Source organism: Cylindrospermopsis sp. CR12 (assembly GCF_001432185.1).
GTDB lineage: Bacteria > Cyanobacteriota > Cyanobacteriia > Cyanobacteriales > Nostocaceae > Raphidiopsis > Raphidiopsis raciborskii.
Genome location: NZ_LMVE01000006.1, coordinates 74,993 through 100,657 on the forward strand (window position 1 = coordinate 74,993; position 25,665 = coordinate 100,657).

A 25,665-nucleotide genomic window follows, 5' to 3' on the forward strand; every position below is an offset into this window, starting at 1 on the left:
AGTCGGTTTTAAACCGACTTGCGCTTTGAGACCGGTCTCCCCCACAGACAGTCTCCTTACCTAGGAAATACTCTCACAAGAATTAGAATAGCTGTAATATTATCATGACCATTATACTCATTGGCTAAATCAATTAAATTACTAAGACCTGATTCCAAATTGCCATTAGAAGTGAGTAAAGGTAACAAGTGGGTTTGCCAATGATTTTCTAATAACTCATGATCTGATAAACCATCAGAAACCAACAAAAATAGCGTATCTTCACATACCTCCAAGAAACTGATATCGGGATAAACCCCATCCCTAGGACCTAAAGCTTGAGTTAATTGATAAGCATCAGGGCGAGAATAAGCTATTTTAGCATCTACACCCTTAGAAATTTCTCGCTGGGCAACTTCATGATCTACAGTGATTTGCTCCAATCCTTTAGTTATCGTCACAGAGTAAATTCGACTATCTCCCACATGACTAACTGCCAATTTATTATTGGACATAATTAACATAACCAGGGTAGTACCCATGCGACCAATACCAGAGCGCGAAGCTTCCTGATTAATATCATAAATAGCTTGATTAGTCACCAGTATAGATTGGCGAATCATTTCCAGGGTTGGTAATTCTCCCTCAACCCAATGCTGATCAAAGTATTGTTTAATAGTATTAACAGCCAACTCGCTGGCCACTTCCCCTCCAGCATGTCCACCCATGCCATCACAGACAATGTATAGACCTCTTACCTGCAAGTACTGACCATGAGGTAATTCTACCTTTTGTTGCTCACTAGTAATACCAAAGTAATCCTCATTTTTTTGCCGTTGACGACCCACATTAGTACCCGCTACATATTCCACAGTTTTTAAATGCTTAGACAGCAAAGATGTTGGGGCGGTGTCCGACAATAACGGATTTTGTTCTCCATCATCCTGTAACAAAGTAGGCGATTCGCCCAAACTAGACTGGGAATTAACAGACCCTAAATTCAGAGGAGTACCACAGCTTTGACAAAATTTATGGTCATGGGGATTTTCAAATTGACAAGTGGGACAAATCAGCATACTAAAAATTCCAGCGATTTCTCCATTAAACAATTAAGTTGACCTCAACAGGACTAAGATAGCGCCAGGTACCTACCGGTAAATCATCTAATTGTAGTTGAGCTATACGGACTCTAATTAACCGTAAGGTAGGAAAACCCACAGCAGCAGTCATACGTCTAACCTGACGGTTTTTTCCTTCCTTGAGGGTCATTTCCAACCAAGCGGTGGGAACGTTTTTCCTGAACCTGATGGGAGGGTAACGCTCACCAACAATTGGCTCTTCCAATAACAGTTTAACCTGAGCAGGAAGAGTGCGATAATTTTGAATTTCCACTCCCTGGCCCAATTTGGCAATAGCTACTGGGTCAGGAATGCGTTCTACCTGTACCCAATAGGTACGTTGGTGACCAAAACGGGGATTGGCAATATGGTGTTGTAATTTACCATCATTGGTTAGTAACAATAAACCCTCGCTATCCCAATCTAAACGCCCCACAGGATAAACATCCGGGACATCAATATAGTCTTTGAGGGTAACATGTTCGGGGAGTTCCCGGGTAAATTGGCTCAGAACTCCATAGGGCTTATGAAAAATAATATACTTGAAGTTGTGAGCCATCATTTCTTAGCTTTCAACACTTGACAAGGTTCTATTATGACCAAATTTAAAGTTCCTAGACGCTCCTTTTTACTTTTTGGAGGTGCCTTTTTAACCCAGATTTGGAGATTGGATTTGCCCGTTAGACCCACTACACCTAGTCAACCGAGTGTGACACCAACTATCATACCGACTGTGCGAGCATATAGAAGTCAAATTAACGGTATTCCATTTTATCAAACAATCATTGATTTGAAAGACCCTAATATTTTTGTGACCATTGGTTTACCGAACGATGCCAATTTTGCCAATACAATTAGTAGAACCAATGGCGATGAGAATTTTGACCAATTGGTTGCTCGCTCTGGCGCTGCGGTAGTGGTAAATGGTACTTTTGCTTCCACAAATCCCCAAAAAACGGTTATGGGTAATCTGGTCGCAGGTGGAAGATTTTTAAAATATAGTCCATGGGAAAACTTTGGCACCACTTTGGGATTGGGTGTTGGTAATCGACCAGAAATGATAACAGCAAGGGTTGACGGTAGACCAGTATGGAATAAACACTGGTTTTCTATTACCTCTGGACCAAGATTATTGCGTAATGGTGAAGTTTCGCTTAATCCCCGTCTTGAAGGTTTTAAAGACCCTACTGTTTTAGGTGCTAGTCTCAGAACCGCAATTGGTTTCTCTCAAGATGGCAAAAGACTGTTTTTGGCTAGTTTTGATGAGAAGTTATATTTAGATGAAGAAGCGGAGGCGATGAAAGCCATGGGTTGCTATGAAGCAATGAATTTAGACGGTGGATCATCTAGAGCCTTAGCATCAGATAATGTAATTTTGGTCCCACCAACAAGAAAACTGACCAATGTGATTTTGGTTTATGATGGTAAAAATCCACCACCAGAAGAATTAAAATTATCCTGGGAAAGGTTTCAAACCAGAAGGTAAGCTCTACCGAGATAGCTTGTGGAGTAGACAAACCTTTCAAGAATCATCTTGAGACTACGATGAAACAGGAAGTAGGTTCTAAAGTCCATATCTTTACAGATCTGGGTAGCTTTGGGTAAATCCTATAGAGCGGAAGCTGATTATATTGAGGATAATAATATGCGAAGTCAATGGGTAGCTAAGCGACTTGGACAACCTAATGTTACACAAATGTATTACGCTCGCCAAGGTGTGATCACTGAGGAAATGCACCATGTTGCCAAACGGGAAAATCTACCACCGGAACTAATTAAAGAGGAAGTGGCGCGGGGAAGAATGATTATCCCTGCCAATATTAACCACACTAATCTTGAGCCAATGGCCATTGGTATCGCTTCCCGTTGCAAGGTTAATGCTAATATTGGAGCTTCTCCTACCTCCTCTAATGTGGAGGAAGAATTAGATAAGCTGAGATTATCTATTAAGTATGGTGCTGATACGGTGATGGATTTATCCACCGGTGGTGGTAATTTAGATCAAATTCGCACTGCTATTATTAATGCTTCTTCGGTTCCCATCGGAACTGTGCCAGTTTATCAAGCTCTGGAAAGTGTCCACGGTAAGATGGAAAATTTTACCGCTGATGATTTTCTCCATGTGATTGAAAAACACGCCCAACAAGGGGTTGATTATCAAACTATTCACGCGGGTTTATTAATAGAACATTTACCTTTGGTAAAAACCCGTCTCACGGGTATTGTTTCCCGTGGTGGCGGAATTCTCGCTAAGTGGATGTTGTTACATCGCAAGCAAAATCCCCTTTATACCCGTTTTCAAGACATCATTGAGATTTTTAAAAAATATGATGTTAGTTTCAGTCTGGGAGATTCCCTACGTCCTGGATGTACCCATGACGCATCCGATGCAGCTCAATTAGCAGAGTTGAAAACCCTAGGACAACTCACTCGCAAAGCATGGGAACATGATGTGCAAGTGATGGTGGAAGGTCCCGGTCATGTTCCTATGGATCAGATTGAGTTTAATGTCCGTAAACAAATGGAGGAATGCTCAGAGGCTCCTTTCTATGTCCTTGGTCCCTTGGTAACTGATATTGCACCCGGTTATGACCATATCACTTCTGCTATTGGTGCTGCTATGGCGGGATGGTATGGCACAGCTATGTTGTGTTATGTAACTCCTAAGGAACATTTGGGTTTACCTAATGCTGAAGATGTGCGAAATGGTTTGATCGCTTATAAAATTGCCGCCCATGCAGCAGATATTGGTAGACATCGTCCCGGTGCTAGAGATAGGGATGATGAGCTTTCTAAGGCTAGATACAATTTTGATTGGAATCGTCAATTTGAGTTGTCTTTAGACCCAGAGCGAGCTCGAGAATATCATGATGAAACTCTACCAGAGGAAGTTTATAAACAAGCAGAGTTCTGCTCTATGTGTGGTCCTAAGTTCTGTCCTATGCAAACTAAGGTGGATGCTGATGCGATCGCAGAACTGGAGCAGTTTCTAGCGAAGGAACCTGTGGGTCAAGTCTAAGTCCGAACTCACAGATTGTGGCAGGCATTATACCTGCTACAATTCCTACTGTCACATCTCTAACAGAATTTTCAAAACTCCTTTGGTCTGGGCTTTTTTAAAAGCGGCTAAACCCTCATTTAGGGGATAAGTTCCATGAACTAAATATGTTACATCTATCTGGTTTGTGGCTAATAGTTCCAGTGCTGGAGTAAATGCTCCACAACGAGAACCTACTAGGGTAATTTCATCAACTACTAGAGCAGAAGCATCCAAACTTAAATTTCCTGCGTAGGTACTTTTTAAAACCAATATACCTCTGGGACGTAAAGCTCGACGTGCAACCGCAAATCCTTCCGCATTTCCTGTACAGTCAATGGCAATATCAAAGTATCTATCTTCTACCATATTGACTAAACCAGTTTTAATGTTTCTAGAAGAAAGATTGGCTAGTTTTTCTTGGTGTCTTCCTACAACCAACAAATCACAACCGGTTAAGGCTAAGGTCTGACCTATCAATTGTCCCAATTTGCCATCACCCACCACTAAAACTCTCTGTTGGGGAGTGATTTTAACCTGGGCTTGAATTTGTAAAGCTGCTGCTATAGGTTCAGTAAAAGTTGCTGCATCGGTGGTGACCTGCGGGGGTACAAGATGTATATTTTTTTCTGGTAGAGACAAATATTCCGCAAATGCACCATGACGATTCACAATCCCTAACACCGTGCGATTTTCACAATGGGTGGGTTTCCCCTCCAAACAAAAACGACAATAACCACATGCAGCATTAATTTCGCCCACCACCCGTTGATTGATTAAATGGTTTGGCCCTGTTTGCACCACTCCCACAAACTCATGTCCTAATATACCATTGTAGGGATAATATCCCCTGATTAACTCCAGATCGGTATTACAAATACCCGCACGTAAAACTTTAACTAAAACTTCTCCCTCTGGTGGTTCAGGAATGGGCAAGTCTGTTCTCAGTTGTAATTGATTGTTTTCTAACCAAATTCCTTTCATAGCTATTTTAGAGTGTATAGGTTTTTTATATTTTTTTGGGTTTTAATATTATTGACCTACTTTGGATTTAAACTCAGCCACGAAGGGACTAAAAGTAGATTCAACTTTTGTATCACTAATGACTAATGTGGGAAAAGAGCGATCGCCATAATCTAGACCTGACAATAGGGGGAAAGGAGAATCTTTTAGAGATATCCAAGTACCACCAGCAGCCTGTAAAATTACCCAAGCGCCAGCAATATCCCATACTTTAGGGGTGGCTTCCATACCTGCCAAAACTGCTCCGCTAGAGACAGTTAAAAAATTATAACTAGCAACCCCCAACATTCTTAACTTACAAGGAAAACCCGGTTGAATTATGCTCGTACTCCGAGAACAAAGATTAAAAAAGTGATTACTAGTGACTTCTTCCTTGCTGGTATGAATAGGATGATTATTTAAAAAAGCCCCCACTGGCGTTTGTAACCCGGAATCTCCGGGCCAAAAACCATGAAATCTTTGATTGAGGGGTGGCACAAAAACATAACCAAAAATGGGAGTTCCTCGGTAAAGTAAACCCAGGGAAATTGACCAAATGGGAATACCCCTGGTAAAATTAGTGGTACCATCTAAAGGGTCAATTACCCAACACCACTCTGTATGGGGGAAAACATGATCACCCTCTTCGCTTAAAATGCCATAACCAGTAAAATTGGCAGCGATCGCATCTCTAATTGCTTGGTCGGCCCACTGATCAGATTGGGTTACCAAACTACCATCAGCCTTTTGAGAAGCGTGAACCTTGCCAAAGTCGCGCATTAATTGTTTTCCCACTTCGCTGGTTATGTCTTGGGAAAAATCTAAAATTGTGTTCCAAAAATCATTCATTGGTTAGTCTAATTCACTTTCCAACACGGAAGCCAAAACTTGTTTGCTATTCTGTTGAAATTCTACCACATTCACACGACGCAACAACCAAATTGCCAATAGCATTCCTATGGCTTGGAGTGCGAACACCATCCCGTAGGCCAACATGGGAGATGTAAATACTAATTTCCCCAAATTTAACACAGTACCACCTAAAACCGTTGCCATACCTCTAGCCATAGCCTGAGATAGACCCCAAGCTCCAACAAAGGTTCCAGCGGTTTCTGCTGCTGTTAAGTCTAACATCAAATTAGTAGCACCTGTTGTAATTACACCAGAGGCTAAACCAAAAAAGAATAAACTGCCCATTAATAGTCCAGAGTTTTGACTGAACCCTGCCATAATAATCAAGCAAAAACTCATGGCAGCACCAATACAACCAGTTTTAGTAGTTTGTTTTTTGCCTAATCGAGGTATAAGTAAAAATCCAGTGGAGCCAATACCCAGAAGAGTCCCTATACCAAAGGGAATATTTAATCTGGTGGTTTCGGAAATACACATTCCAAAAACTTCTCCACCATAGGGTTCCAGAATTGAGTCCTGCATAAAAATACTTAGGGTCAATACCATTAAAAACCCAAAAAATATACCTGTTTGCCGATTGGCTGTGAGAATTTTTAGTGCCTTACCCAAGGTAATTTGGTCTTCCCTTTCCACCATATTGCCACGTATTCCGTAGCGAGAATATTTTTTTTCTATACCTAAGGTAGCCAGTAGGGTGAGGACAAAGACCGCCCCCGGTAAAATGATAAATACTGGGTTAATAGTTGTTTGTAACTTGCTAATATCCACCAACTTATTCATCTGGGATGGATCGTATGCTAACAAGGCAGTTCCGCAAATTTCCGGTCTTTCTAACAATCTAGAACTGATACTAGCCCCAATGACAATTCCCATCATTAACATGGACCAAACAACGGCAATTAGTTTGGGGCGGTCATCTTCATCAGTAATATCCACTAAAAGAGCAGTAAACGGGGTAGAGCTGGCACTCAACGCTAACCCATACATACCAAATATCAAAGCTAATAGCGCTGACCAGCCATAGGTTTGTAGACTCCAACCGGTATTTTGCAAACTGGTTCCCAATTGCCACACTACTTGTAAAGCTACAAAGGAAATGCTAGTAAATAGAGCTGCTCCAATCCAAACATATCCAGACCGATGATATCCAAAAATCTTCTGACTATCAGATTTTTGACCAAACCAAATTCTAGCTGGACTGACGAATTGGTGCATTGCGATCGCTCCTGCTGCAATAAAGGGCAAAACCGTTAATTCATCAATCATGACTCGATTCAATACGCCCAATGTCAAAAGGGACATAATACCCAGACCCATCTGAAACAAGCCCAACCTCAGCATAGTCAGGAAACTTATCTTGGGGACATTAATAGGGTCTTGAGATATGCTAAGAATATGGTCTGTCATAATTTGTTTAAAGGTAAAGTTATTTGCAGCATAGGTGAGCCAGAACGCTTATCTGGCTCAAGCTATAACCTAGATTGTGACCCTAATTGCTGGGACTAACCGATGGTTCCCGACGTCTCAATTTGGGTTTGGGTGTGGGTCTGCTGTCATCACCATAGTCAGATTTAGACCAAGAACGACTACGACCTGCTCCATTACCATCACTACTCTCACGTCGTTTATTGATTTTTGGCTTGGGTGTAGGCTCTTCCACGGGAATATCTACTCCATTTTGTAACCAAGCAGGACGGGTTTGGTCATAAGCCAATTGTAAAGCTGCCGCTGCAATAGCTTGGGCATCATATTTTTCCGTCAATTCACTAATTATAGGAAGGAAGGAGGCTAATCTTTCGCCAGCGAGAGCTTCCGAAACCTGCTCTTTCAACTTCTGAATATGTTTAGCCTCAATTTGGGCTCTGGTAGGAATTGACAATACTTGCCAGTTTTGGCGATTATGACGTTCAAAAGCCTGCTGCTTTCTTCTTTCAAAGGGTTGAACCAGTGATATTGCTGTTCCTTCTTTACCAGCACGTCCCGTTCTCCCAATCCGGTGCACGTAGGTTTCTACGCTATCTGGTAGGTCGAAGTTAATCACGTGGGAAAGTAGGTCAACATCTAACCCCCGCGCAGCAATATCTGTTGCTACTACCCATCGTACTTGACGATTGCGGAACCGGGTTAATAATCTTTCCCTAGCTTGTTGAGACAAATCTCCGTGGTATTCATCTACACTGTGACCAGCGGACTGCAATTGATTTGTCAGCTCCGCAGCAGTACGACGAGTACGCACGAAAATCAAGGCTGTTTCCGGATCTTCCATCTCCAGAATTGGTTGTAGGGCTTTAGCCTTAGTCCAGTGTCTGGGTATTAAATAGGCTACTTGATTAATTTTAGTCGGTGTAGCTTTGGGTTGCTCCACTGTTACTGTGACGGGAGAATTGAGAAACTTATTCACCAATTGGCGAATAGAGGGGGGCATGGTAGCTGAAAAAAGCGCAGTTTGACGATCCTGGGGTGCTTGGGAGAGAATTTTGATCACATCATCAATAAATCCCATGCTTAACATTTCGTCCGCTTCGTCTAAAACAAACCATTTCACTTGGTCAAGTTTTAAACTACCGCGTTCCAAGAGGTCAATTACCCTTCCTGGAGTCCCCACTACTACATGTACGCCCCGTTTTAATTGGATCATTTGTCGGTCAATGGATTGACCACCATAAATGGCTAATACTCGCAGCTCACTATCACCCATAAACTGGGAAATGGCGTCATGAACTTGCATTGCTAATTCACGAGTGGGAGTTAACACTAAAGCCTGTACTGCTCTCTTGTTAGGATCTAGTCTCTCTAATATAGGCAAGGAAAAAGCCGCTGTTTTACCTGTACCAGTCTGAGACTGACCTACTACGTCCCTTCCCGCCAATAATTGGGGAATAGCTTGGGTCTGGATGTTGGTCGGTGTGGTAAACCCCATGTTTTCTAAGTGGGTCGCACGTTCTGGGGAAATGCCTAGTTCTTGAAAGGTAATACTACTCATTAATTCTCCTAAGTTTTATTCTGAGTTGTGGATCTCTATTTAGATCTGTATTTGGACTTGTATTTGCACTCGGTTGCTATGCCATGACTACTTCACCGTATAGATCATAAGCATCCGCAGTGGTGATTTTCACAGGCACTATTGTTCCTAAGCTGGCTTTCCCCTGAACATACACTTGACCATCTACTTCTGGGGCAAATCTGTCGGAACGTCCTATTAAATCCCCTGTTTGGGGATTTTCTTGTTCAATTAGGACATCAACTATTTTTCCCACCTGCTGCCAATTTTTGCGCAGGGAAATGGGCTGTTGTATTTCCATAAGTTGATTCCGTCTTTCTACCATCAATTCCTGTGGTAACTGATTTGGTAGGTCATACGCTGGAGTTCCCTCTTCCGGTGAAAATGTGAAAACTCCCAAATGATCAAATTGATGTCGCTCGGTAAACTCCAACAAATGATCAAAATGCTCTTGTGTCTCCCCAGGAAACCCAACTATAAATGTTGTCCTCAACACTGCTTTCGGTAGTGCGGTTTTTATCCGCTCAATAATTCCATCATTGACTCTACCTTGCCAGGGACGATTCATGGCGCGCAGTATTTCAGGATGGGAATGTTGCAAGGGCAAATCTAAGTAGGGAAGGAAATTCGCCGTTTCTTGAATTGCCTTAATCACATCCGGTGTTATTCCTGTGGGATAGGCGTAGTGCATTCTTACCCAGGGAATGTCTACTTCCCCCAAGGCGCGAATTAACTCGGCCAATTTAGGTTGACCATAAATGTCTAACCCGTAGTTGGTCGTAATCTGGGAAATCAAAATTAGCTCCTTGACCCCCTGCGCTGCTAGTTGCTTGGCTTCCCCTACTATTGATTCAATGCTGCGCGATCGCTGCTTACCTCTCAAATAGGGAATAATACAAAATGCACAACCATAGTCACAGCCTTCAGCAACTCTAAGATAAGCTACTCCTTCTGTGGTCGTTCTATAACGGGGCGTGTTTTCGTCCGCTATATATATGGGATCAACACTAACTTGTTTGACTCGTTCTCCTTTCTCCACCCGTTCAAGCACATTTACTATCTTGTGGTAGTCCCCAGTCCCTACTACCGCTACCGCTTCTGGTAACTCCTCTAATAGTTGTTCTTGAAAGTGCTGGGCCATACAACCAGCAATTACTATCTTTTTGTTGGCCTCCGCTAACTCCACTAGGGTTCTCACCGATTCTTCCCTGGCAGCTTCAATGAAACTACAGGTATTTACTATCACATAGTCTGCTAGATCCTCGTTCGTATCCACACCGTATCCCGCTTCTACCAGCAGTCCTAGTATGTGTTCTGTGTCTATTCGGTTTTTCTCGCAGCCCAGGTGTGAAATGGCAATTGTTGGCTTATCACCCATATCTTGAATATATCTTCACTTTTTTCGTTAACACAAGTTCATGGACACCTTCCTTGCACCTTAAATCCGCATTGAACACTCTCTTTTGATATCTATCTCTAGATCTCTAGTTCATGCTCGTCACGGTTTGACCCCATTCATACTTGATGATTGAGGTTATGTTATGATGTTTTTGTTATTTTGTTTCCTCGGGTAAATTCTGGTGTCTTTGGGTAGTTAGGACACTCTTCATATTTTTTAACGATTCGCTTAATGGTATTTTACAAAACCCTAGCGTGCGCGTTGTTAATTTACCCGTCGGGAAGCCGCCCCAAGGGCTGTTTTTGAGAAGTTGCTACCCTCCGGGAAATCGCCAAGGCGACTAAACCCATCAAGCAGTTCCACGACCTAGTTCTTAGAACTGTGCTGTATATTACATACGGCCAGGTACTGAAAAATCAGGACATTTGTCTTGCATTTTTTGAGTGGCAAGCTCCTCTTGTAGCCAAGTTTTATCTTAACATATCTTATGAAAGGTTTAACAGCAATTTACATCTTGAGCATGAGGAGATTTTTTAATTTCTGAATAATACGCTAAAACGCATCAAGACAATGACCAGTTAAATCTGGTGGAGAACTCCCCCTAAACTTCCCCATCCCTGGATTGAAGAATGCTCTAGTGAAATTAAAAACGTGAACTTATATAAACTATTCAAAACTCGTAAACCTATTATTGGTGTGGTTCATTTGTTACCTTTACCCACATCAGCCCGCTGGGGAGGTAGTCTGAAAGCAGTAATTGACCGCGCGGAACAGGAAGCTACCGCCTTGGCCAGTGGTGGTGTGGATGCTTTAATTGTAGAAAATTTTTTCGACGCCCCCTTTACTAAAAATCACGTTGATCCTGCTGTGGTTAGTGCTATGACCCTAGCAGTGCAGAGAATTCAAAATCTGGTCACTTTGCCTCTGGGTTTAAATGTTTTAAGAAACGATGCGGAAAGTGCTATGGCGATAGCCAGTTGTGTAAAGGCTGAATTTATTCGTGTTAATGTTTTGACCGGTGTTATGGATACGGATCAAGGATTGATAGAAGGCAGGGCACACCAGTTACTCCGTTATCGTCGAGAATTAGGTTCCGATGTGAAAATTCTGGCTGATGTATTAGTTAAACATGCTCGTCCCCTGGGTCATCCTCATCTGAGTGTGGCTATTAAAGACACTATAGAACGGGGTTTGGCTGATGGGGTGATTTTATCGGGTTTGGAAACTGGTAGTCCTCCCAGCTTGGAAGATTTAAAATTGGCTAGCAGGGTTGCTGCTACTACTCCAGTATTTATCGGTAGCGGTGCCAATTGGGAAAATATTGGTACTCTTATGCCAGTAGTTGATGGAGTCATTGTTTCCAGCTCTCTCAAACGTCATGGTCAAATCTCTCAACCCATTGATCCTACTCGTGTGAGTCAATTTGTAGAAGCTGCTCATAGAAGCATTACTACAAAAATTTAATTGCTCAATAATACTGCTAATAACTAAACTGATAAACAATTATGATTCGTCGTCGTTCTACTCCCTGGATTCATTATTGGTCTCGTCCCCTCCTCGGGGCGATCGCCACTCTTGGTATTCTTAACACGGGTTATCTTACTTACGAAAAGTTAACAGGTGGTACGCCTATATGTACAGCTGGGGAGCAGGTCAAAGGTTGTGTGGATGTTCTCTCTAGTCCCTGGGGAACTGTGTTTAATCAACCTTTGGCTTTGTTTGGTTTATTGGCATATACGTCTATGCTTTTACTAGCTGTATTTCCTATTGTACTAATTTCAAAAGATAATGACAGCAAGAAAAGTAGTCAAAACAAAAGTACACGACAACTAGAGAATTTAAGTTGGTGGCTACTGTGGATCGGGGCGATCGCCATGACTGTGTTCAGTGGCTATTTAATGTATGTTTTAGCATTTAAGCTACAGGCTGTATGTTGGTACTGTATTGCCTCAGCAGTTTTTGCTTTGAGTATGCTGACCTTGACTGTTTTAGGAAGAGAATGGGAGGATATTGGTCAAGTTCTGTTTATTGGTTTGATAGTGGTGGTGGTGACACTGATTGGCACTTTGGGTATTTACTCAGGGATTGACACTAGCAAAAATGAGAATATTGATACTATTGCTTCCAGTGAACAACGTATTAATTTTTCACCCAAGGAAGAACCCAATCCTAATTTTGGTTGGAAAATAACCACCAAATCTGGAGAATCAGAAATTGCCCTAGCCCAGCATTTAGTAAAAATTGGTGCTAAAGAGTACGTTGCCTATTGGTGTCCCCATTGTCATGAACAGAAGCTACTGTTTGGTAAAGAGGCCTATGAAATCATCAATGATAATAATGTCACAGTGGAATGTGCTGCAGACAGTCCTAAAGGGAAACCAGAACTCTGTCGAGCAGCAAAGATTCAGGGCTTTCCCTCTTGGATAATTAACGGTAAAATCTATAGTGGAGTGCAGAATTTAAGTGATTTAGCTAGACTTAGCGGTTATACAGGTCCACAAAATTTCAAATACTTTCGTTAATGGTGTAGGGAGCTGGGGAAGCAGATTATAGAGGTGGTAAATTGTTCTATGTCATACAGTGATTTCACCCTGAAAAAAGTCAAGCAAACTTTTGGAATCAATACAGTTGAAGACCAAAAATTTCTCCCACAAATCCAACCAATTACTGCTAGTAGTACACTCACATCCTTTTTACAAGAAACTTTGCCTTTAGCAATAGCAATGGGGAGTGAAAAAGCCAGATCTGAGCTAATCATTAGTCCGGTTCTGGTGGAAGTGCGTAAAATTTTAAAGGGGAAAGTAAGTTTGTTTTCTGGAGTGGACTTTAATGTAGACAATGGTTTAGGATTAACTGGGGTTTGCGATTTTCTCCTGAGTCGTTCACCGGAACAGTTAGAAATTGAAGCCCCAGCGGTAATAATTGTAGAAGCAAAAAAAGCAGACTTGAACCCAGGAATTGGACAGTGCATGGCGGAAATGATTGGCGCTCAAAAATTTAATGAAATTAATAATCAACCCATTCCTACCATCTATGGTGTTGTTACCAATGGTACTGTCTGGCGGTTTTTACAACTCACACAAACTACAGTGACTATTGATTTAACTGACTACCCACTCCCTCCCATTGATTCCATACTAGGAATTTTAGTTTGGATGGTAACCGATAGTTTTTCGTCCTAAATTCCCTCAGATTTCCACCAATGATTATGTTGGATCATTGTGTGCACTTGCCATTCATTAGCCACTTCCGGATAATCTGAACGATAATGCCCACCTCGACTTTCTTTCCTAAAAGCAGCACTTTTAAGAATTAAATAAGCTACATCTAATAAATTTTGGGTTTCTGCCCATAGACGTAATAACAGATTGATATCGGAATAATTAAATTTAGCTGGTGTTCCACCAGGTAAGGTTTTTAAAAACTGACTCAAAGGTAAACTGGCAAATTCCCCTTGCCAAAATACAACCTGGGCGATCGCCCGGTCTAGACTTACTTGTTCTCGACAAATACCCGCACTTTGCCAAACTAGTCGGGGCAAATTTTCTCTCATACTTTCTAATACTGATTTTTGGCTTTCCCACTCGGTTAAATTACATTCCCAGGAACTGGGATGTAAATTGGATGGTACTACCGATGGCAATTTCAAATCAGCCATCTGTGCCCCAAACACTATACATTCTAGTAGGGAATTACTGGCCAGACGATTGGCACCATGAACACCAGTACTAGCAGTTTCCCCCACAGCATATAAACCGGGAATGGAAGTGCAATTTTCTAAATTCGTGAGAATACCACCCATCCAATAATGAGCTGCGGGAGATACGGGAATAGGTTGATTAAATACATCTATGGACCAATACTGACAAACTTTAATAATATTAGGAAACCTTTGGCGGATTCTATCCGAACCTATGGGACGCATATCTAACCAAACATGGGCAGTGGCTAAATCCTTGGTGGTACGTTGTAGATGACTAAAGATAGCTCTGCTGACCACATCTCTGGGTGCTAGTTCACCTGCGGGATGATAATCAAACGCAAAACGTCGTCCCTGATCATCAATTAAGTGGGCTCCCTCTCCCCTTACAGCTTCACTAATTAAAAACCTTCCTGGTTTTATTAAAGCGGTAGGATGAAATTGCACAAATTCTGGATCGCGAATAATCGCACCCGAGCGCCAAGCTATGGCCACCCCATCACCTGTGCTCACTGCTGGATTAGTAGTTTGAGCAAATACTTGACCTCCACCACCTGTGGCTAAAACTACTGCACCCGCTCTTAACCAAGTTACTTCTCCTTCATAAAACAGACTAATTCCCTGACAGTGTCCAGTTTTTGCATCTAACCAGATAGAAAGGGCTAAAGCCTGTTGAATTACTTGAATATTTGGACGACATAATACTTGATTTGCTAGGGTGGTAGTTACTTCCCTACCTGTAGTATCTGCTGCATGGAGCACTCGATGACGAGAATGAGCAGCTTCTAAGGTTAAGGCTAGGGTTGTACCATGACGATCAAAGGCCACACCTAAATTTAATAAAGCCTGAATGCAATCGGGAGCTTTATGAGCTAAGAATTCTACCGATTTAATATCACATAAACCTGCACCAGCTTTTAAGGTGTCCTCAATATGGAGTTTTGGTGAATCCTCTGGGGATATGGCAGCAGCAATACCACCCTGAGCCCAATCACTAGCAGATAGGGTAAGGTTTTCTTTAGTAATTAAGCCAACTCGTAAAGATGCAGGTAAACATAAAGCTGTATATAGTCCAGCAGCACCAGCACCTACCACTAGTACATCAAATGTCTGATTGATATCTATTTCAGTCAAGGTTAAGGTATATGGGTATAAACAAGGAATCAGAAAACGGGAGATTAGGGGGAGAAAATTTTTCACCCCTCCTCACCCATTAGGTATTTGTCTTATCTGTAAATACCGTTGTTAATACGATCATCGCCTTCATTGAATTCAGCATCGTATTTTGTTACGGTAAATTGACTTAAATTATTTTGTAGAAGTTGTTTCTGGCGATCGCTCAAACCTTTAATTTCCAACACGTCTTCTACCTTAACATAAGGAGCATTAGCAATGATTTTTTTAGCCAGAACCGGATAAAACCCTCTGATCCCCTGAAATCGGGCAATGTTGGTATTATTCAGGTCTATTTTTTTACCAAAATCCGTTGCTAGTTTCTGATCAGCTTTATTTTGCCGAGCAATTGCCAAAATTGGCGTTTGGGGTAGGTTAACACGGCTAAAATCCCAAGCTTGAGCTGTTTGGGTTGTTCCTAACCATCCCCAGCATCCGAGTAACAAACTAAAAACTGTTAATAAACGCACTAATCCTTTCACAATTTTCTTTCCTCTTTCCATCAAACAAAAATCAACTCTTTTAACTACGGGTAGTCCGCTCTCATTCCACTGAGGGAATGTTTGTAGGAGTCAAAAACTACTATACAACTTCTGATTGACACTCTATGACTTAGCTGCTCTCCCATGGTTAAGAATTTTTAGCCAGAATCGCAGCTACTAGAAATAGACTGTCTACTAGGATTGTACTCAAAACTGCTCCACTAAATGCATACCAATGCTTTTGTTTATTTTTTAATGGTAGTAAACCAGCAATTAATAGTGATAGAGCTAAAACTATAGCCCAGCCTTGTCCCCAGGGAGTTTGTACTTGTAATAAGGCATTTTTAAATATTTGTGATACTCCTAGAACATCAGTTTGCATAATTTGCCGCCAATAGGGCATTAGGTCTACTAGGTAGAAATATACATCTGTTAGGACTGTACCAAATAGAGAGCCAAGATAAAACCAGTTACCGATTTTACCCCAATTTCTGTGTAAACACCAAAGGGCCATGGGTAGACATATGGATTCTATGGGTAAGTGCCACAGTGGTTCCCACCGTAACCAACCCCAGTAAATTGCCCCTGTTAACCAGGTAAGACTAAATCCTAAGAGTAAATCACCCCAAATATAAGTTTTTTCATTCGACATTAATTGTAAACTTAACCACACCCACAATCCAGTAATGGCTAGACTTATAGTCGGTAAAGATCGCACTAAAGGTGCCTCTATAAATACCGGTACGGATATTAAAAACACCGCAGCTCCAAATATTAACCAACTTTGACTGATGGCGATCGCTTTCGGTAAGGCGGGTAATAAGAACAGAGGAGAATGGAACTCATCCATACTTATGGCCTTGCTCTCGGAGGTATGTAAATCATTTTTAATAGAGGAGTTCACAGTTTTGTAGGATGAGAGTGTGTTATTAATCAAAGTTTTTAATATTTGTTACTAAACTTTATCTTTTTACAGTATCACACTGTAAAATCCCCCCCAGGGGTATTTTGATCATAAAGCACAAGGCGCAAAAAATGAACTGTTAGGTTGGACAACTTGAGAATAACTTGCTAGGATATGTCATCGTATCAAGCGAGTCTAATTCATGATCACAATCTTAGGAACAGCTAATGAGTTACTATTATCACCAATGCTTGCTGTGGCTGAGAACGGCAATCAAGCTAATCTAGAGTGGTTACAAGCGTTTATTTTAGGTATAGTCCAAGGTATTACCGAATTTTTACCGATTAGTAGTACAGCTCACTTATTAATTTTTACTAAAGTATTTGGTTGGAAAGAGTTAGGGGCTAAAGACTTTGTTGATGCGATTCAATTTGGCAGTGTGGTGGCAATCTTATTGTATTTTCGGTCATTGATTGCCAGTATTATTCAAGGAGCAGTGGAAGGGTTTAAGGATAAGGACTGGCAAAGGGAAGAGTGGAAAATTGTAATAGGTATTGCTGTTGGAACCATACCAGCACTAGTTCTTGGTTTTTTGTTAAAGGACATTTTGCCCGAAAGCGCCCTAATTATTGGTACAATGTCAGTAGTCATGGCTATTTTATTGGGATTGGCTGAAAAAATTGGCGATCGCAAGCGGGGATTTGATCATTTGCAAATTCGAGATGGTATTTTAGTAGGGATAGGACAATCCCTAGCCTTAATTCCTGGGGTTTCTCGTTCTGGTTCCACATTGACCACAGCCTTGTTTTTAGGACTAGAAAGAGACACAGCAGCAAAATTTTCATTTTTATTAGGTTTTCCCACCTTGACCATAGCCACCTTATACAAGAGCTTAAAAATATTTCATCTCTTTCAAGAGGGGCAATTACCAGAGAATATAGTTTTGTTATTGGTTATAGGAATTATCTCGACCTTTATTTTTTCGTACCTGTCAATTGCATTTTTAATTCGTTATTTACAAACTAAAGACACTTTTATCTTTGTTTGGTATAGACTAGCTTTTGGCGGAGCAATTTTATTGGCACTTGCTAATGGTTGGCAGGGGTGATGAAAACTGAGATTAGTCTAAAATAAAGCTGTTAAAAATTATCATGTCTGAGATTAAACCGGCAAAAATTACCAGTGTTATACCCGAATCCATTGCTGCTGAGGTTGGATTTGAAGCAGGTGATGCCATTGTGAGCATTAACGGAATCAAACCCCGCGACCTAATAGATTATCAGTTTTTGTGTGCAGATGAAATTTTAGAAATAGAAGTATTAGATAAACATGGTAAAATTCATCAAGTTGAAATTGAGAAAGACTACGACCAAGACCTAGGAATAGAATTTGGCACAGCTTTATTTGATAACTTAATTCAATGTAATAATCGCTGTCCCTTTTGTTTTATTGACCAGCAACCACCTGGTAAACGCTCCAGCTTATATTTAAAGGATGATGATTATCGTTTAAGTTTCTTGTATGGTTCCTATTTAACCCTGACCAATTTACCTACAAGAGAATGGCAAAGAATTGAGCAAATGAGACTATCACCCTTATATATTTCAGTTCATGCAACAGAACCAGAAATAAGAATTAGACTTTTAAAAAATAGTCGAGCTGGAGAGATTTTAGAGCAAATTAAATGGTTTCAAGCAAGACGCTTACAAATTCATGCTCAAGTGGTAGTTTGTCCTGGAATTAATGATGGTTCACACCTGGAAAGAACACTAAGAGATTTAGCATCCTTTTATATGGGGGAAGTACCCACAGTAGCATCAGTAGCAGTAGTTCCTGTGGGTTTAACCAGATTTCGTCCCTCACAGGATGAGTTGATTCCCGTAACCAGGGAAAAAGCCAGGGAAGTAATAGGTCAGGTAGAAATGCTTGGTCAAGAATTTAAGCAGAAATATGATTCTCGGGTAGTCTGGTTAGCGGATGAATGGTTTTTAATTGGTGGTGAGGAACTACCAGCACAGGAGGAGTATGAAGAATATCCACAAATAGATAATGGAGTAGGTTCCATAAGATTATTTATGAAGGAATTTAATCAAGTAGCGAATAAATTACTACCGGCAAAAATTTATCCTGAGAAAACATTAACTTGGGTAGTGGGAAATGCGGTAGAGAAAGCATTTACACCCCTGGTTGACAGGTTAAATAAAGTTGAAGGTTTAAGGGTAAATATGGTTGCACTATATAGTGACTATTGGGGACAAAATATCACCGTTACCGGGTTATTAACTGGACATGATTTACTCTACCACCTGAAAGGGAAGGATTTAGGTGATGGTTTATTATTGCCCAGCATCATGCTCAAACATGGTGAATTAGTATTTTTGGATGATATGACTGTAGCACAGGTATCTAAGGAATTGGATGTTAGGATATTACCAGTTGCAGGAGTGGAGGATTTAATCAGAGATTTGGGGGAAGTTGGGGGGAATATGGATCATACTATCGCCAACTCCAGCTGACCATTAGGATTAGATCTCACCACCTGAGCCAATGCTAAATATATTTCTAAAACATCTATTTCCCGAGCGACAGCTTTCAGGGAGACTCTGCGCAAAATATCTATTGTTATTGGTCGTTTTTCATCCCAAAATATCATTGAATTAAGAAACTCAATAGATGGATCAGAAGTAATAAGACTGAAAATAAATTCTGCTTCCCTCTGGGTATCAAAAGACAAAAAATTGACAGTGTCATCTAACATTACCGGTTGATTACCAATAGGTTCAACAAGACAAAAATTTAGTTTTTTGTAAAGTCCAGATATGGCAATTTTCCAATTTTTAAAGGAATATTCCCCTATACCAAATATAGAATAGGGAGGTTTATTTTTATAGATTGAACTCTTTCTAGTTTTTAAAAACTGGTCATGTTCAAGCAGGTACTGCCAAATTTTAGGTGCTTTATCGCGGATAATTATTGTATCTTCACCTACTGATTTCTGAGTAACTAAGACAAACTTGTGGTGAGAATCAATTCTACTGTTAGCAATATCAGAACCTTTCAAAAGGGGATACAAATATTCCCTCTCAAGAAAATATTTCTCGCCCACTCCATTGATAAATAACCCATCGTCAACACATTGAAACTCCATTATTTTAGAGCAATCGTGTTTGATCCCAGAACGCCAAGTATATCTTAAATCTTGTCCAGATAAATGTTTCCATTTTTCATACTTGGTAGTGTCCCTAACCATTCTCCCATCTCTGTTTCCAATTGAATATATAGTCTGGTCTGATTGTAGATCTTGATAAATCTTAAAATCACAATTAGTATTGCCACTGTTAGACAAAACGAAAAAGCAAGCATCTACGGATGCTCCAAACAATGTTTTAGCATCAATCAGATAAATATCAGCAGAAAATCTATTACCGAATTTTGTTATTACCTGATTAATAATTTTCCGAGCGACTGAATACTTACATAAAACTGCTAAAGTTCCCTCTTTTTTAGTCAGCCATTGGACATGTTTGAGAAGCATCCATTCTGAAATATCAAAATTACTGGAACCGGTGATGGCGTGAATACCTTGACGATTTTGAAAGTTTGACTTTGAAGGTAAATTCTTGCTGTTGAGAATAGTTAGCTCACTAGTGGTTACCCAGGGAGGATTGCCAATTACCAAAATAGACCCCACAAAATCAGCCAAAAAAGCATCCCAATTCATGCTAAAGAAGTCCTGTACACAAAGAGTTACATTCTCTGAATTGGGGTATCTTAATGAGGAGGTTTTTGCATATTGAATGTGTTCTTCATTAATGTCGAAACCCACAATTTTGGTGTGTTTAAATTCAGTCAAGGAAGCTCTAATAAAGGCTCCTTTTCCGCAAGTAGGTTCTATAATTAGATCTGGACGAACACCATACTTATCCTTAAGAAGATGGGTTGCACATTTTGCTAGATTGTCAGGTGTTTGAAAATCTCCAAATTCCGATTTCTGTGATGACTTAGCCATTTTTTAACTATCCAACTCTAATAGTCCTGCAGTTGTTTGGAAATCCGCTGTCCTACTCTTGTCCAAAAAAATGGTATGCTGTATTTCTAATCTTCCGGTTCTAGTTTGATGATTGTCATATTTAGCATAGACAAAAACAAGAAGATTATATCCCAGCCCAAATATCTTTTGGGTAGCAGACTTAAAAGGAAAAGAAGATTGAGGTTGCTTTATACTAGTTGTTTTTATATCAACTTCAAGATCGGGAATATCAATACCCGCAGCTGAATTACCCCTTTGATAGCTGTAGTTTTCGGATAAATAATCCATGAATTTATGTTCCCAGTATGTCCCAACACGCTTTCCATCAGTTACTCCGTAAAGTGCGGGTTCATTATGTGTAGACTCTATTTGGGTAAAGTCTGCTGCTGCAAGAAGCAATTGTTGAATGGTTAATTGTGCTTTCATCATTGTTAAAAATAATCCCTGGTAACCCAGGGAGTAATAATTACTGCATACTAACTAAACTCTCACATTGTTAGCAAAGCGAATTTTTAGGTAGTCACCCTCCATTTTTGCTCCCGCAGGTTGAAGAGCAGCTAAAGCTTGGGGTAAAACTAAATTACGTCGGTGATTACCAATAGTAATATTTAATTCATCTCCACTTTTACTTAATTGGATCTGACTTTTAGGAATAGTCGGTAAATAAAGTTCCAAGCTGTATTGGTTGTTTTCTTGCACCACTCTAATGGTCGTCTCTCGATAATAAACCTGGGTGGGATCTTCACCCGGATACAAAGTATCCTTCAATCTCTCTAATGCAGCTAGACCACACATCTCCTCGGAAAATAAGGGGACTTCCTTCACTGGTAACGGGAGAAAGTTGTCATGAATTTCTCGTCGATATTGTTCTTGATTTTGTTTCCATCTTAGGAAAAATGGATCCGCAACCTCCTCCGGAATAATTCTATTGGCCACGACTAAATCTGTAGCTACATTATATAAACTCAAGTAAGCATGAGCTCGTAATGATTCTTTAATTACCATTTTTTCTGGATTAGTCACTAGTCTAACCGAGGTTTGAGTGTTATCAGTTAAAACTTTTTCTAAGGCTTCTATTTGCTCATAAAACTCATATGGTGCATCCATTACCTCCTTATCTGGTAAAGAAAATCCCGCTATGGGTTTAAAAATAGGCTCTACTAATGGTCTCAGGGCTACTGATATGTTTTGAAAAGGTTTATAAAACCGCCTCATATACCAACCACCAACTTCTGGTAAACTTAATAGTCTTAAAGCTGTACCAGTAGGAGCAGAGTCTATAATTAAAACATCAAATACTCCTTCATCGTAGTGACGTTTCATTCTCACCAAACCGAAAATTTCATCCATCCCCGGTAAGATTGCCAGCTCTTCTGCTTGGATCCCTTCTAAACCCCTAGCTTGTAACACCTGGGTAATATAACGTTTCACTGCTCCCCAATTACCCTCTAGTTCTTGCAAAGCATCCAGTTCCGCACCCCATAAGTTGGGACGCACTTGTTTTGCATCGTGACCTAACTCTAAATCAAAACTGTCTGCTAAGGAATGAGCTGGATCTGTACTTAAAACTAATGTTTTATAACCTAGCTCTGCACAACGCAATCCAGTTGCAGCGGCGACGGAAGTTTTACCTACTCCACCTTTACCAGTCATTAAAATTACGCGCATGAATGATTCTGTCCTACCTGAATTTTGTTGACATTTATTTACATTATCCTTTCTTTACGGAAAATAGGTGTTGTTTTAGTACATCTAAACGTGAACAGTGCCAATAATCTATATGGGAACTAATCAATCCTTGATTATTAAGACCTAATTGGGTCCATCCAGAGATAGAAATTCTCGGTTTCCATGGTAGGGATGCATTCCAGCTTAATGTCCATTCGGTCTTAATCATATTTTTGTCTTGTTCGATGTGGTGCAAATCCATCCGTAAGTTAGTGAAAAATATGTGAATAAATTTAATCATCCACTTGTAAAGTTCTAAACCACGAAATTTAAAAACTGGATCTTGAAAGTAAACATCTAGTGCATAAATGCTGTAAGTCTGCTCAAGGGGAAATCTTTGGTAATCTGCTTTTAGGGTTTCGATAATATTCGTCATACAAATAAAAGTAATAGGTGACCTAACTACAAACTCAAATCCGCTTGGGTAATTTCTACATAAATATGTTCTAAACGCAAGGATTGGCGGGAAATAGAGTCAATCTCTATACCATCAAATTTAGTCAATAATTCTTTTAGTTCTATTGGTTCTGGTAGTAAAAAGGCTAAATCACTCCCATACCGTCGAACAATAAAACCATTTTCCCGACCTACTGATATAGCTGTACTTTCTTCTTTGGTTTGCACCAAAACAATTTCCTTCCCCGGAACCCGGGTTTTTAATTCTGCTAAACTTCCCTCAGCTAATATCTGACCATTTTTTAAAACTCCAATCCGACTACAAAGTCTTTCAGCTTCATCTAGTAGGTGAGTGGTTAGCAGTATGGTCATACCTTGATTTTTTAAATTGCGAATTAATTCCCAAATTTCATATCTAGCTTCAATATCTAGTCCTGTGGTTGGTTCATCAAGAATCAATAATTGAGGTTGATGTACTAAAGCCACAGCAATGTTTAAACGCCTTTGCATACCTCCACTGAGAGTTTCTACAGGACTATCTGCTCTATCTAACAAGTTTACGGATTTTAAGGTAGTCACTACTTGTTTTTGTTTGGTTTTGGAGTCTAAACCATAAATCTCAGCAAAAAATCTCAGATTTTCCGCACAGGAGAGGGTTTTATATAGAATATTTTCCTGGGGAGCAATACCAATGAGTTTTTTTGTAGAACCAGAAATTGGCTGATGATTTACTGTGACATGACCACTATCTGCTTTAAGAAGATTACAAATAATATTAATAGTAGTTGTTTTACCTGCTCCGTTAGCACCCAGTAAACCATAAACTTCTCCCGGTTGGATGGCAAATGTTAAATTTTGTAGAACTTTGCGGTTTTTGTAGGACTTGTTTAAATTTTTAATTTTAAGCATCTTGGTAATTGATATTTTTCAGGAATGGGAGCTGGAATTGGATCATACTCCCCACTTTTGGCTTTAATTCACCAAACTCAACTCTTTCTATAGAAATAGGATATTTATTTGTGACTATACTGGTTTAAAGTCTTTTTTCTACCATCAACATCCGTTTATAAGATATCCAACCACAAACGAGAGTAAGTGTAGCAAAAAATAACAAAAAGCGCAAGTGTAAGCTCACATCGCTAAATTTTTCTCCATTAGCGGAAACACCTAAAAGAGCTTCATTCATGTGGTAAATAGGATTATACTTAGCAATATCTAATAGAGTTTTAGGAAATAGGGAACTTGGAAAAAATGTCCCCCCCAAAATTAACAGGGGTACGCCAAAAGTAGCTACCAAAGCATTAACGTCTTCCGTACGACGAGCTAGTTGTGTCCCGAGGACAAATCCCAGACCCACGTATGCAATAATGCTCAAGAAAATAATGACTATTCCTAATAATATTGAACCTTGAAAGGTTGCACCCCAGAACCCAGCAACTATATATACTAGCAGAGTTTGTCCAATTCCTATACAGCTATGGGCTAAAAAAATTCCCAGAAAATAAGATGTGCCACTTAAAGGTGAAATAAATAATCGTTTTAGAGTTTGTTGTTCTCTCTCCGCAACAACTGTTGCAACAGTTCCACCCAAACAACTAAAAAATAGTGCCGCACCCACTAAACTCGAAGGTGCAGCTTTTTCTAAGGCTACCTCCATGGCTAGTTCTCCCCGTTCTGACAAAACAAAGCCATTAAGTATCAAAATAGAAACTGGGAAAATAGTCCAAAAAATTAGACTTCGTCTGCGTCGTAGTAGTTCCGTTAAGATACGCTGAGCTATAGCCAGGGTTTCACGCCAATATTTCATATTAATTAGTCTCTTGCCAAATTACCCGAGGTCTATGCTACCATGTCACCCACAATTTTCCAAAACCTTCTACAATTCCACTAATCAGTAATTGCATTCATTAAAACTTCTGTTAAACTCATCTCTTCCAAGTCATCTAAAGTCACAGTATCGCAAATATCAAATTTAGCTCCTACACTTTGTAACTGGTCATCGAGAGCTTTGAGAAATTTTGTAGCTTGCGCATCTGTACCTACTTGAATTAGAGAAATTGCTAATTCCTCATCTTTATCTATTTTGCGAGAGGCGTTAATAACTACTTCAAAAACCGCTTTCCGATCATCCGGTTCGCCATCAGTAATCACTAGAATGGTTTCACCATTTGGTTTGGCTTGACCAGATGCTTTACGTTGAAAATATTGATTAGTAGCATCTAAAAGCACTCCAGCTAAATTGGTTGTACCAACAGGATCATTTTCTTGAAATATCTGGGCAACCTTTGCTGCTGTCACATTTTCGTATCGTTTAAATCTACCGGAAAATACATAAACAGTAATACCATCTGGGTCAAATTGCTCACACTTTCTGGCTAGGGCTATGGTAGATTCTTGAGCTATTTCCCATCTGGTTTTTCCACCCCGTTGATCCGGAGTTGACATGCTCCCACTTTTATCAATGATTAGTGTATAGTCGCGATCGCTCATCATATTTCACTCTAAATATTAGTTTACTCTTATTTTATCTTTTACCTGGCATTTTTGCGCAAGGTGAGGGGATCCTAATTCCCAGTTAGAAAAATGGGATAAATTTAAACCACAGTAGTACCTTAACTTATTGCCAATTATGCCTAAACAATTCAACACTGCTGGCCCTTGCAAAGCTAATATCCACTATATGCTCTCTCCCACAGGACGACTACCTCAGTTGAAAACATTAATTGATGGAGAAAATTACTTTATCATTCATGCACCGCGACAAGTAGGCAAAACCACTGCTATGATAGCTTTAGCTCAAGAAT

General features: G+C 40.1%; 24 protein-coding genes. 7 read left to right on the plus strand and 17 right to left on the minus strand.

What is annotated here, in order from left to right:
• Positions 1–56: 56 nt before the first annotated feature.
• Together ASL19_RS00695 and ASL19_RS00700 are read right to left on the minus strand one after the other, a co-directional pair.
• Positions 57–1,055: a serine/threonine phosphatase gene (locus tag ASL19_RS00695; RefSeq protein ID WP_330936811.1), complete on the minus strand. Its 999-nt coding sequence runs from the start codon at positions 1,053–1,055 to the stop codon at positions 57–59.
• A 25-nt stretch (positions 1,056–1,080) separates the two neighbouring features.
• Positions 1,081–1,656, minus strand: coding sequence for an rRNA large subunit pseudouridine synthase E (locus ASL19_RS00700; RefSeq protein ID WP_006276321.1), 576 nt, complete (start codon positions 1,654–1,656; stop codon positions 1,081–1,083).
• A gap of 36 nt (positions 1,657–1,692) precedes the next feature.
• On the opposite strand from ASL19_RS00700, the gene ASL19_RS00705 reads away from it, so the two are divergent.
• Together ASL19_RS00705 and thiC are read left to right on the plus strand one after the other, a co-directional pair.
• Entirely contained in the window at positions 1,693–2,583 is an 891-nt protein-coding gene (locus ASL19_RS00705; RefSeq protein WP_057176882.1) for a phosphodiester glycosidase family protein, read from the plus strand.
• 159 nt (positions 2,584–2,742) lie between these two features.
• Complete coding sequence (gene thiC / locus ASL19_RS00710) at positions 2,743–4,116, plus strand: phosphomethylpyrimidine synthase (RefSeq protein WP_057176904.1); 1,374 nt, start codon at positions 2,743–2,745, stop codon at positions 4,114–4,116.
• A 51-nt stretch (positions 4,117–4,167) separates the two neighbouring features.
• Here thiC and ASL19_RS00715 read toward each other — a convergent pair whose 3' ends face one another.
• The 5 genes from ASL19_RS00715 to rimO form a co-directional block, all read right to left on the minus strand.
• Positions 4,168–5,118, minus strand: a complete 951-nt coding sequence (locus tag ASL19_RS00715; protein ID WP_057176883.1) for an alcohol dehydrogenase catalytic domain-containing protein — start codon at positions 5,116–5,118, stop codon at positions 4,168–4,170.
• A 48-nt stretch (positions 5,119–5,166) separates the two neighbouring features.
• A complete protein-coding gene (locus ASL19_RS00720; protein WP_057176884.1) occupies positions 5,167–5,985 on the minus strand; it encodes an inositol monophosphatase family protein in 819 nt (272 codons plus the stop codon).
• Between the two features lie 3 nt (positions 5,986–5,988).
• Positions 5,989–7,455, minus strand: a complete 1,467-nt coding sequence (locus ASL19_RS00725) for a BCD family MFS transporter (protein WP_057176885.1) — start codon at positions 7,453–7,455, stop codon at positions 5,989–5,991.
• 82 nt (positions 7,456–7,537) lie between these two features.
• Positions 7,538–9,031, minus strand: coding sequence for a DEAD/DEAH box helicase (locus tag ASL19_RS00730; protein WP_057176886.1), 1,494 nt, complete (start codon positions 9,029–9,031; stop codon positions 7,538–7,540).
• A gap of 76 nt (positions 9,032–9,107) precedes the next feature.
• Positions 9,108–10,427 carry a 30S ribosomal protein S12 methylthiotransferase RimO gene (gene rimO, locus ASL19_RS00735; protein ID WP_057176887.1) on the minus strand — a complete coding sequence of 440 codons (1,320 nt, stop codon included), beginning with the start codon at positions 10,425–10,427 and terminating at the stop codon, positions 9,108–9,110.
• A 672-nt stretch (positions 10,428–11,099) separates the two neighbouring features.
• Between rimO and btpA the strand changes: the two genes are divergently transcribed.
• Genes btpA through ASL19_RS00750 form a run of 3 tightly spaced genes read left to right on the plus strand, consistent with a single transcriptional unit; the run spans position 11,100 to position 13,630 of the window.
• Positions 11,100–11,912: a photosystem I biogenesis protein BtpA gene (gene btpA, locus ASL19_RS00740; protein WP_006276329.1), complete on the plus strand. Its 813-nt coding sequence runs from the start codon at positions 11,100–11,102 to the stop codon at positions 11,910–11,912.
• A 41-nt stretch (positions 11,913–11,953) separates the two neighbouring features.
• Complete coding sequence (locus ASL19_RS00745; protein ID WP_057176888.1) at positions 11,954–12,970, plus strand: vitamin K epoxide reductase family protein; 1,017 nt, start codon at positions 11,954–11,956, stop codon at positions 12,968–12,970.
• A 48-nt stretch (positions 12,971–13,018) separates the two neighbouring features.
• Positions 13,019–13,630, plus strand: a complete 612-nt coding sequence (locus ASL19_RS00750) for a hypothetical protein (RefSeq protein WP_057176889.1) — start codon at positions 13,019–13,021, stop codon at positions 13,628–13,630.
• Here ASL19_RS00750 and nadB read toward each other — a convergent pair.
• The 3 genes from nadB to ASL19_RS00765 all read right to left on the minus strand — a co-directional run bounded on the left by nadB (position 13,627) and on the right by ASL19_RS00765 (position 16,740).
• Positions 13,627–15,282: an L-aspartate oxidase gene (gene nadB / locus ASL19_RS00755; protein WP_057176905.1), complete on the minus strand. Its 1,656-nt coding sequence runs from the start codon at positions 15,280–15,282 to the stop codon at positions 13,627–13,629. The genes ASL19_RS00750 and nadB overlap by 4 nt on opposite strands.
• A 92-nt stretch (positions 15,283–15,374) precedes the next feature.
• Positions 15,375–15,803 (minus strand): photosystem II complex extrinsic protein PsbU, encoded by a 429-nt coding sequence (gene psbU, locus ASL19_RS00760; RefSeq protein WP_040008377.1) that lies wholly within the window; start codon positions 15,801–15,803, stop codon positions 15,375–15,377.
• A 148-nt stretch (positions 15,804–15,951) separates the two neighbouring features.
• Complete coding sequence (locus ASL19_RS00765) at positions 15,952–16,740, minus strand: DUF3120 domain-containing protein (protein ID WP_102939192.1); 789 nt, start codon at positions 16,738–16,740, stop codon at positions 15,952–15,954.
• A gap of 169 nt (positions 16,741–16,909) precedes the next feature.
• Here ASL19_RS00765 and ASL19_RS00770 point away from each other — a divergent pair, with 169 nt between their 5' ends.
• Together ASL19_RS00770 and ASL19_RS00775 are read left to right on the plus strand one after the other, a co-directional pair.
• Positions 16,910–17,815 (plus strand): undecaprenyl-diphosphate phosphatase, encoded by a 906-nt coding sequence (locus ASL19_RS00770; protein ID WP_057176891.1) that lies wholly within the window; start codon positions 16,910–16,912, stop codon positions 17,813–17,815.
• Positions 17,816–17,858: 43 nt separating this feature from the next.
• Positions 17,859–19,223, plus strand: a complete 1,365-nt coding sequence (locus ASL19_RS00775; RefSeq protein WP_057176892.1) for a TIGR03279 family radical SAM protein — start codon at positions 17,859–17,861, stop codon at positions 19,221–19,223.
• Here ASL19_RS00775 and ASL19_RS00780 read toward each other — a convergent pair.
• The 7 genes from ASL19_RS00780 to ASL19_RS00810 form a co-directional block, all read right to left on the minus strand.
• Entirely contained in the window at positions 19,199–20,716 is a 1,518-nt protein-coding gene (locus ASL19_RS00780) for a methyltransferase domain-containing protein (RefSeq protein ID WP_057176893.1), read from the minus strand. The two genes, ASL19_RS00775 and ASL19_RS00780, sit on opposite strands and share 25 nt — an antisense overlap.
• A 3-nt stretch (positions 20,717–20,719) precedes the next feature.
• Positions 20,720–21,166, minus strand: a complete 447-nt coding sequence (locus ASL19_RS00785; protein ID WP_200959784.1) for a hypothetical protein — start codon at positions 21,164–21,166, stop codon at positions 20,720–20,722.
• Positions 21,167–21,217: 51 nt separating this feature from the next.
• On the minus strand, positions 21,218–22,405 hold the full coding sequence (locus tag ASL19_RS00790; RefSeq protein WP_057176894.1) for a TRC40/GET3/ArsA family transport-energizing ATPase: 1,188 nt from the start codon (positions 22,403–22,405) through the stop codon (positions 21,218–21,220).
• A gap of 43 nt (positions 22,406–22,448) precedes the next feature.
• The gene (locus tag ASL19_RS00795; RefSeq protein ID WP_057176895.1) at positions 22,449–22,841 is read right to left on the minus strand and encodes a DUF2358 domain-containing protein; all 393 of its coding nucleotides are present in this window, start codon (positions 22,839–22,841) and stop codon (positions 22,449–22,451) included.
• A 26-nt stretch (positions 22,842–22,867) separates the two neighbouring features.
• The gene (locus ASL19_RS00800; protein WP_057176896.1) at positions 22,868–23,770 is read right to left on the minus strand and encodes an ABC transporter ATP-binding protein; all 903 of its coding nucleotides are present in this window, start codon (positions 23,768–23,770) and stop codon (positions 22,868–22,870) included.
• Positions 23,771–23,894: 124 nt separating this feature from the next.
• On the minus strand, positions 23,895–24,668 hold the full coding sequence (locus tag ASL19_RS00805) for an ABC transporter permease (protein ID WP_057176897.1): 774 nt from the start codon (positions 24,666–24,668) through the stop codon (positions 23,895–23,897).
• A gap of 80 nt (positions 24,669–24,748) precedes the next feature.
• The gene (locus ASL19_RS00810; protein ID WP_057176898.1) at positions 24,749–25,354 is read right to left on the minus strand and encodes a VWA domain-containing protein; all 606 of its coding nucleotides are present in this window, start codon (positions 25,352–25,354) and stop codon (positions 24,749–24,751) included.
• Positions 25,355–25,665 lie beyond the last annotated feature (311 nt).

Bases quoted from the DNA above. Each gene is read 5' to 3' on its own strand.
- ASL19_RS00770 (WP_057176891.1), top strand. From the start codon at position 16,910: ATGATCACAATCTTAGGAACAGCTAATGAGTTACTATTATCACCAATG.
- ASL19_RS00795 (WP_057176895.1), bottom strand. From the start codon at position 22,841: ATGACGAATATTATCGAAACCCTAAAAGCAGATTACCAAAGATTTCCC.
- ASL19_RS00715 (WP_057176883.1), bottom strand. From the start codon at position 5,118: ATGAAAGGAATTTGGTTAGAAAACAATCAATTACAACTGAGAACAGAC.
- ASL19_RS00810 (WP_057176898.1), bottom strand. From the start codon at position 25,354: ATGATGAGCGATCGCGACTATACACTAATCATTGATAAAAGTGGGAGC.
- ASL19_RS00750 (WP_057176889.1), top strand. From the start codon at position 13,019: ATGTCATACAGTGATTTCACCCTGAAAAAAGTCAAGCAAACTTTTGGA.
- ASL19_RS00745 (WP_057176888.1), top strand. From the start codon at position 11,954: ATGATTCGTCGTCGTTCTACTCCCTGGATTCATTATTGGTCTCGTCCC.
- ASL19_RS00780 (WP_057176893.1), bottom strand. From the start codon at position 20,716: ATGGCTAAGTCATCACAGAAATCGGAATTTGGAGATTTTCAAACACCT.
- ASL19_RS00730 (WP_057176886.1), bottom strand. From the start codon at position 9,031: ATGAGTAGTATTACCTTTCAAGAACTAGGCATTTCCCCAGAACGTGCG.
- ASL19_RS00725 (WP_057176885.1), bottom strand. From the start codon at position 7,455: ATGACAGACCATATTCTTAGCATATCTCAAGACCCTATTAATGTCCCC.
- ASL19_RS00720 (WP_057176884.1), bottom strand. From the start codon at position 5,985: ATGAATGATTTTTGGAACACAATTTTAGATTTTTCCCAAGACATAACC.
- thiC (WP_057176904.1), top strand. From the start codon at position 2,743: ATGCGAAGTCAATGGGTAGCTAAGCGACTTGGACAACCTAATGTTACA.
- ASL19_RS00785 (WP_200959784.1), bottom strand. From the start codon at position 21,166: ATGATGAAAGCACAATTAACCATTCAACAATTGCTTCTTGCAGCAGCA.
- ASL19_RS00790 (WP_057176894.1), bottom strand. From the start codon at position 22,405: ATGCGCGTAATTTTAATGACTGGTAAAGGTGGAGTAGGTAAAACTTCC.
- rimO (WP_057176887.1), bottom strand. From the start codon at position 10,427: ATGGGTGATAAGCCAACAATTGCCATTTCACACCTGGGCTGCGAGAAA.
- ASL19_RS00705 (WP_057176882.1), top strand. From the start codon at position 1,693: ATGACCAAATTTAAAGTTCCTAGACGCTCCTTTTTACTTTTTGGAGGT.
- ASL19_RS00695 (WP_330936811.1), bottom strand. From the start codon at position 1,055: ATGCTGATTTGTCCCACTTGTCAATTTGAAAATCCCCATGACCATAAA.
- ASL19_RS00700 (WP_006276321.1), bottom strand. From the start codon at position 1,656: ATGGCTCACAACTTCAAGTATATTATTTTTCATAAGCCCTATGGAGTT.
- ASL19_RS00800 (WP_057176896.1), bottom strand. From the start codon at position 23,770: ATGCTTAAAATTAAAAATTTAAACAAGTCCTACAAAAACCGCAAAGTT.
- ASL19_RS00805 (WP_057176897.1), bottom strand. From the start codon at position 24,668: ATGAAATATTGGCGTGAAACCCTGGCTATAGCTCAGCGTATCTTAACG.
- ASL19_RS00775 (WP_057176892.1), top strand. From the start codon at position 17,859: ATGTCTGAGATTAAACCGGCAAAAATTACCAGTGTTATACCCGAATCC.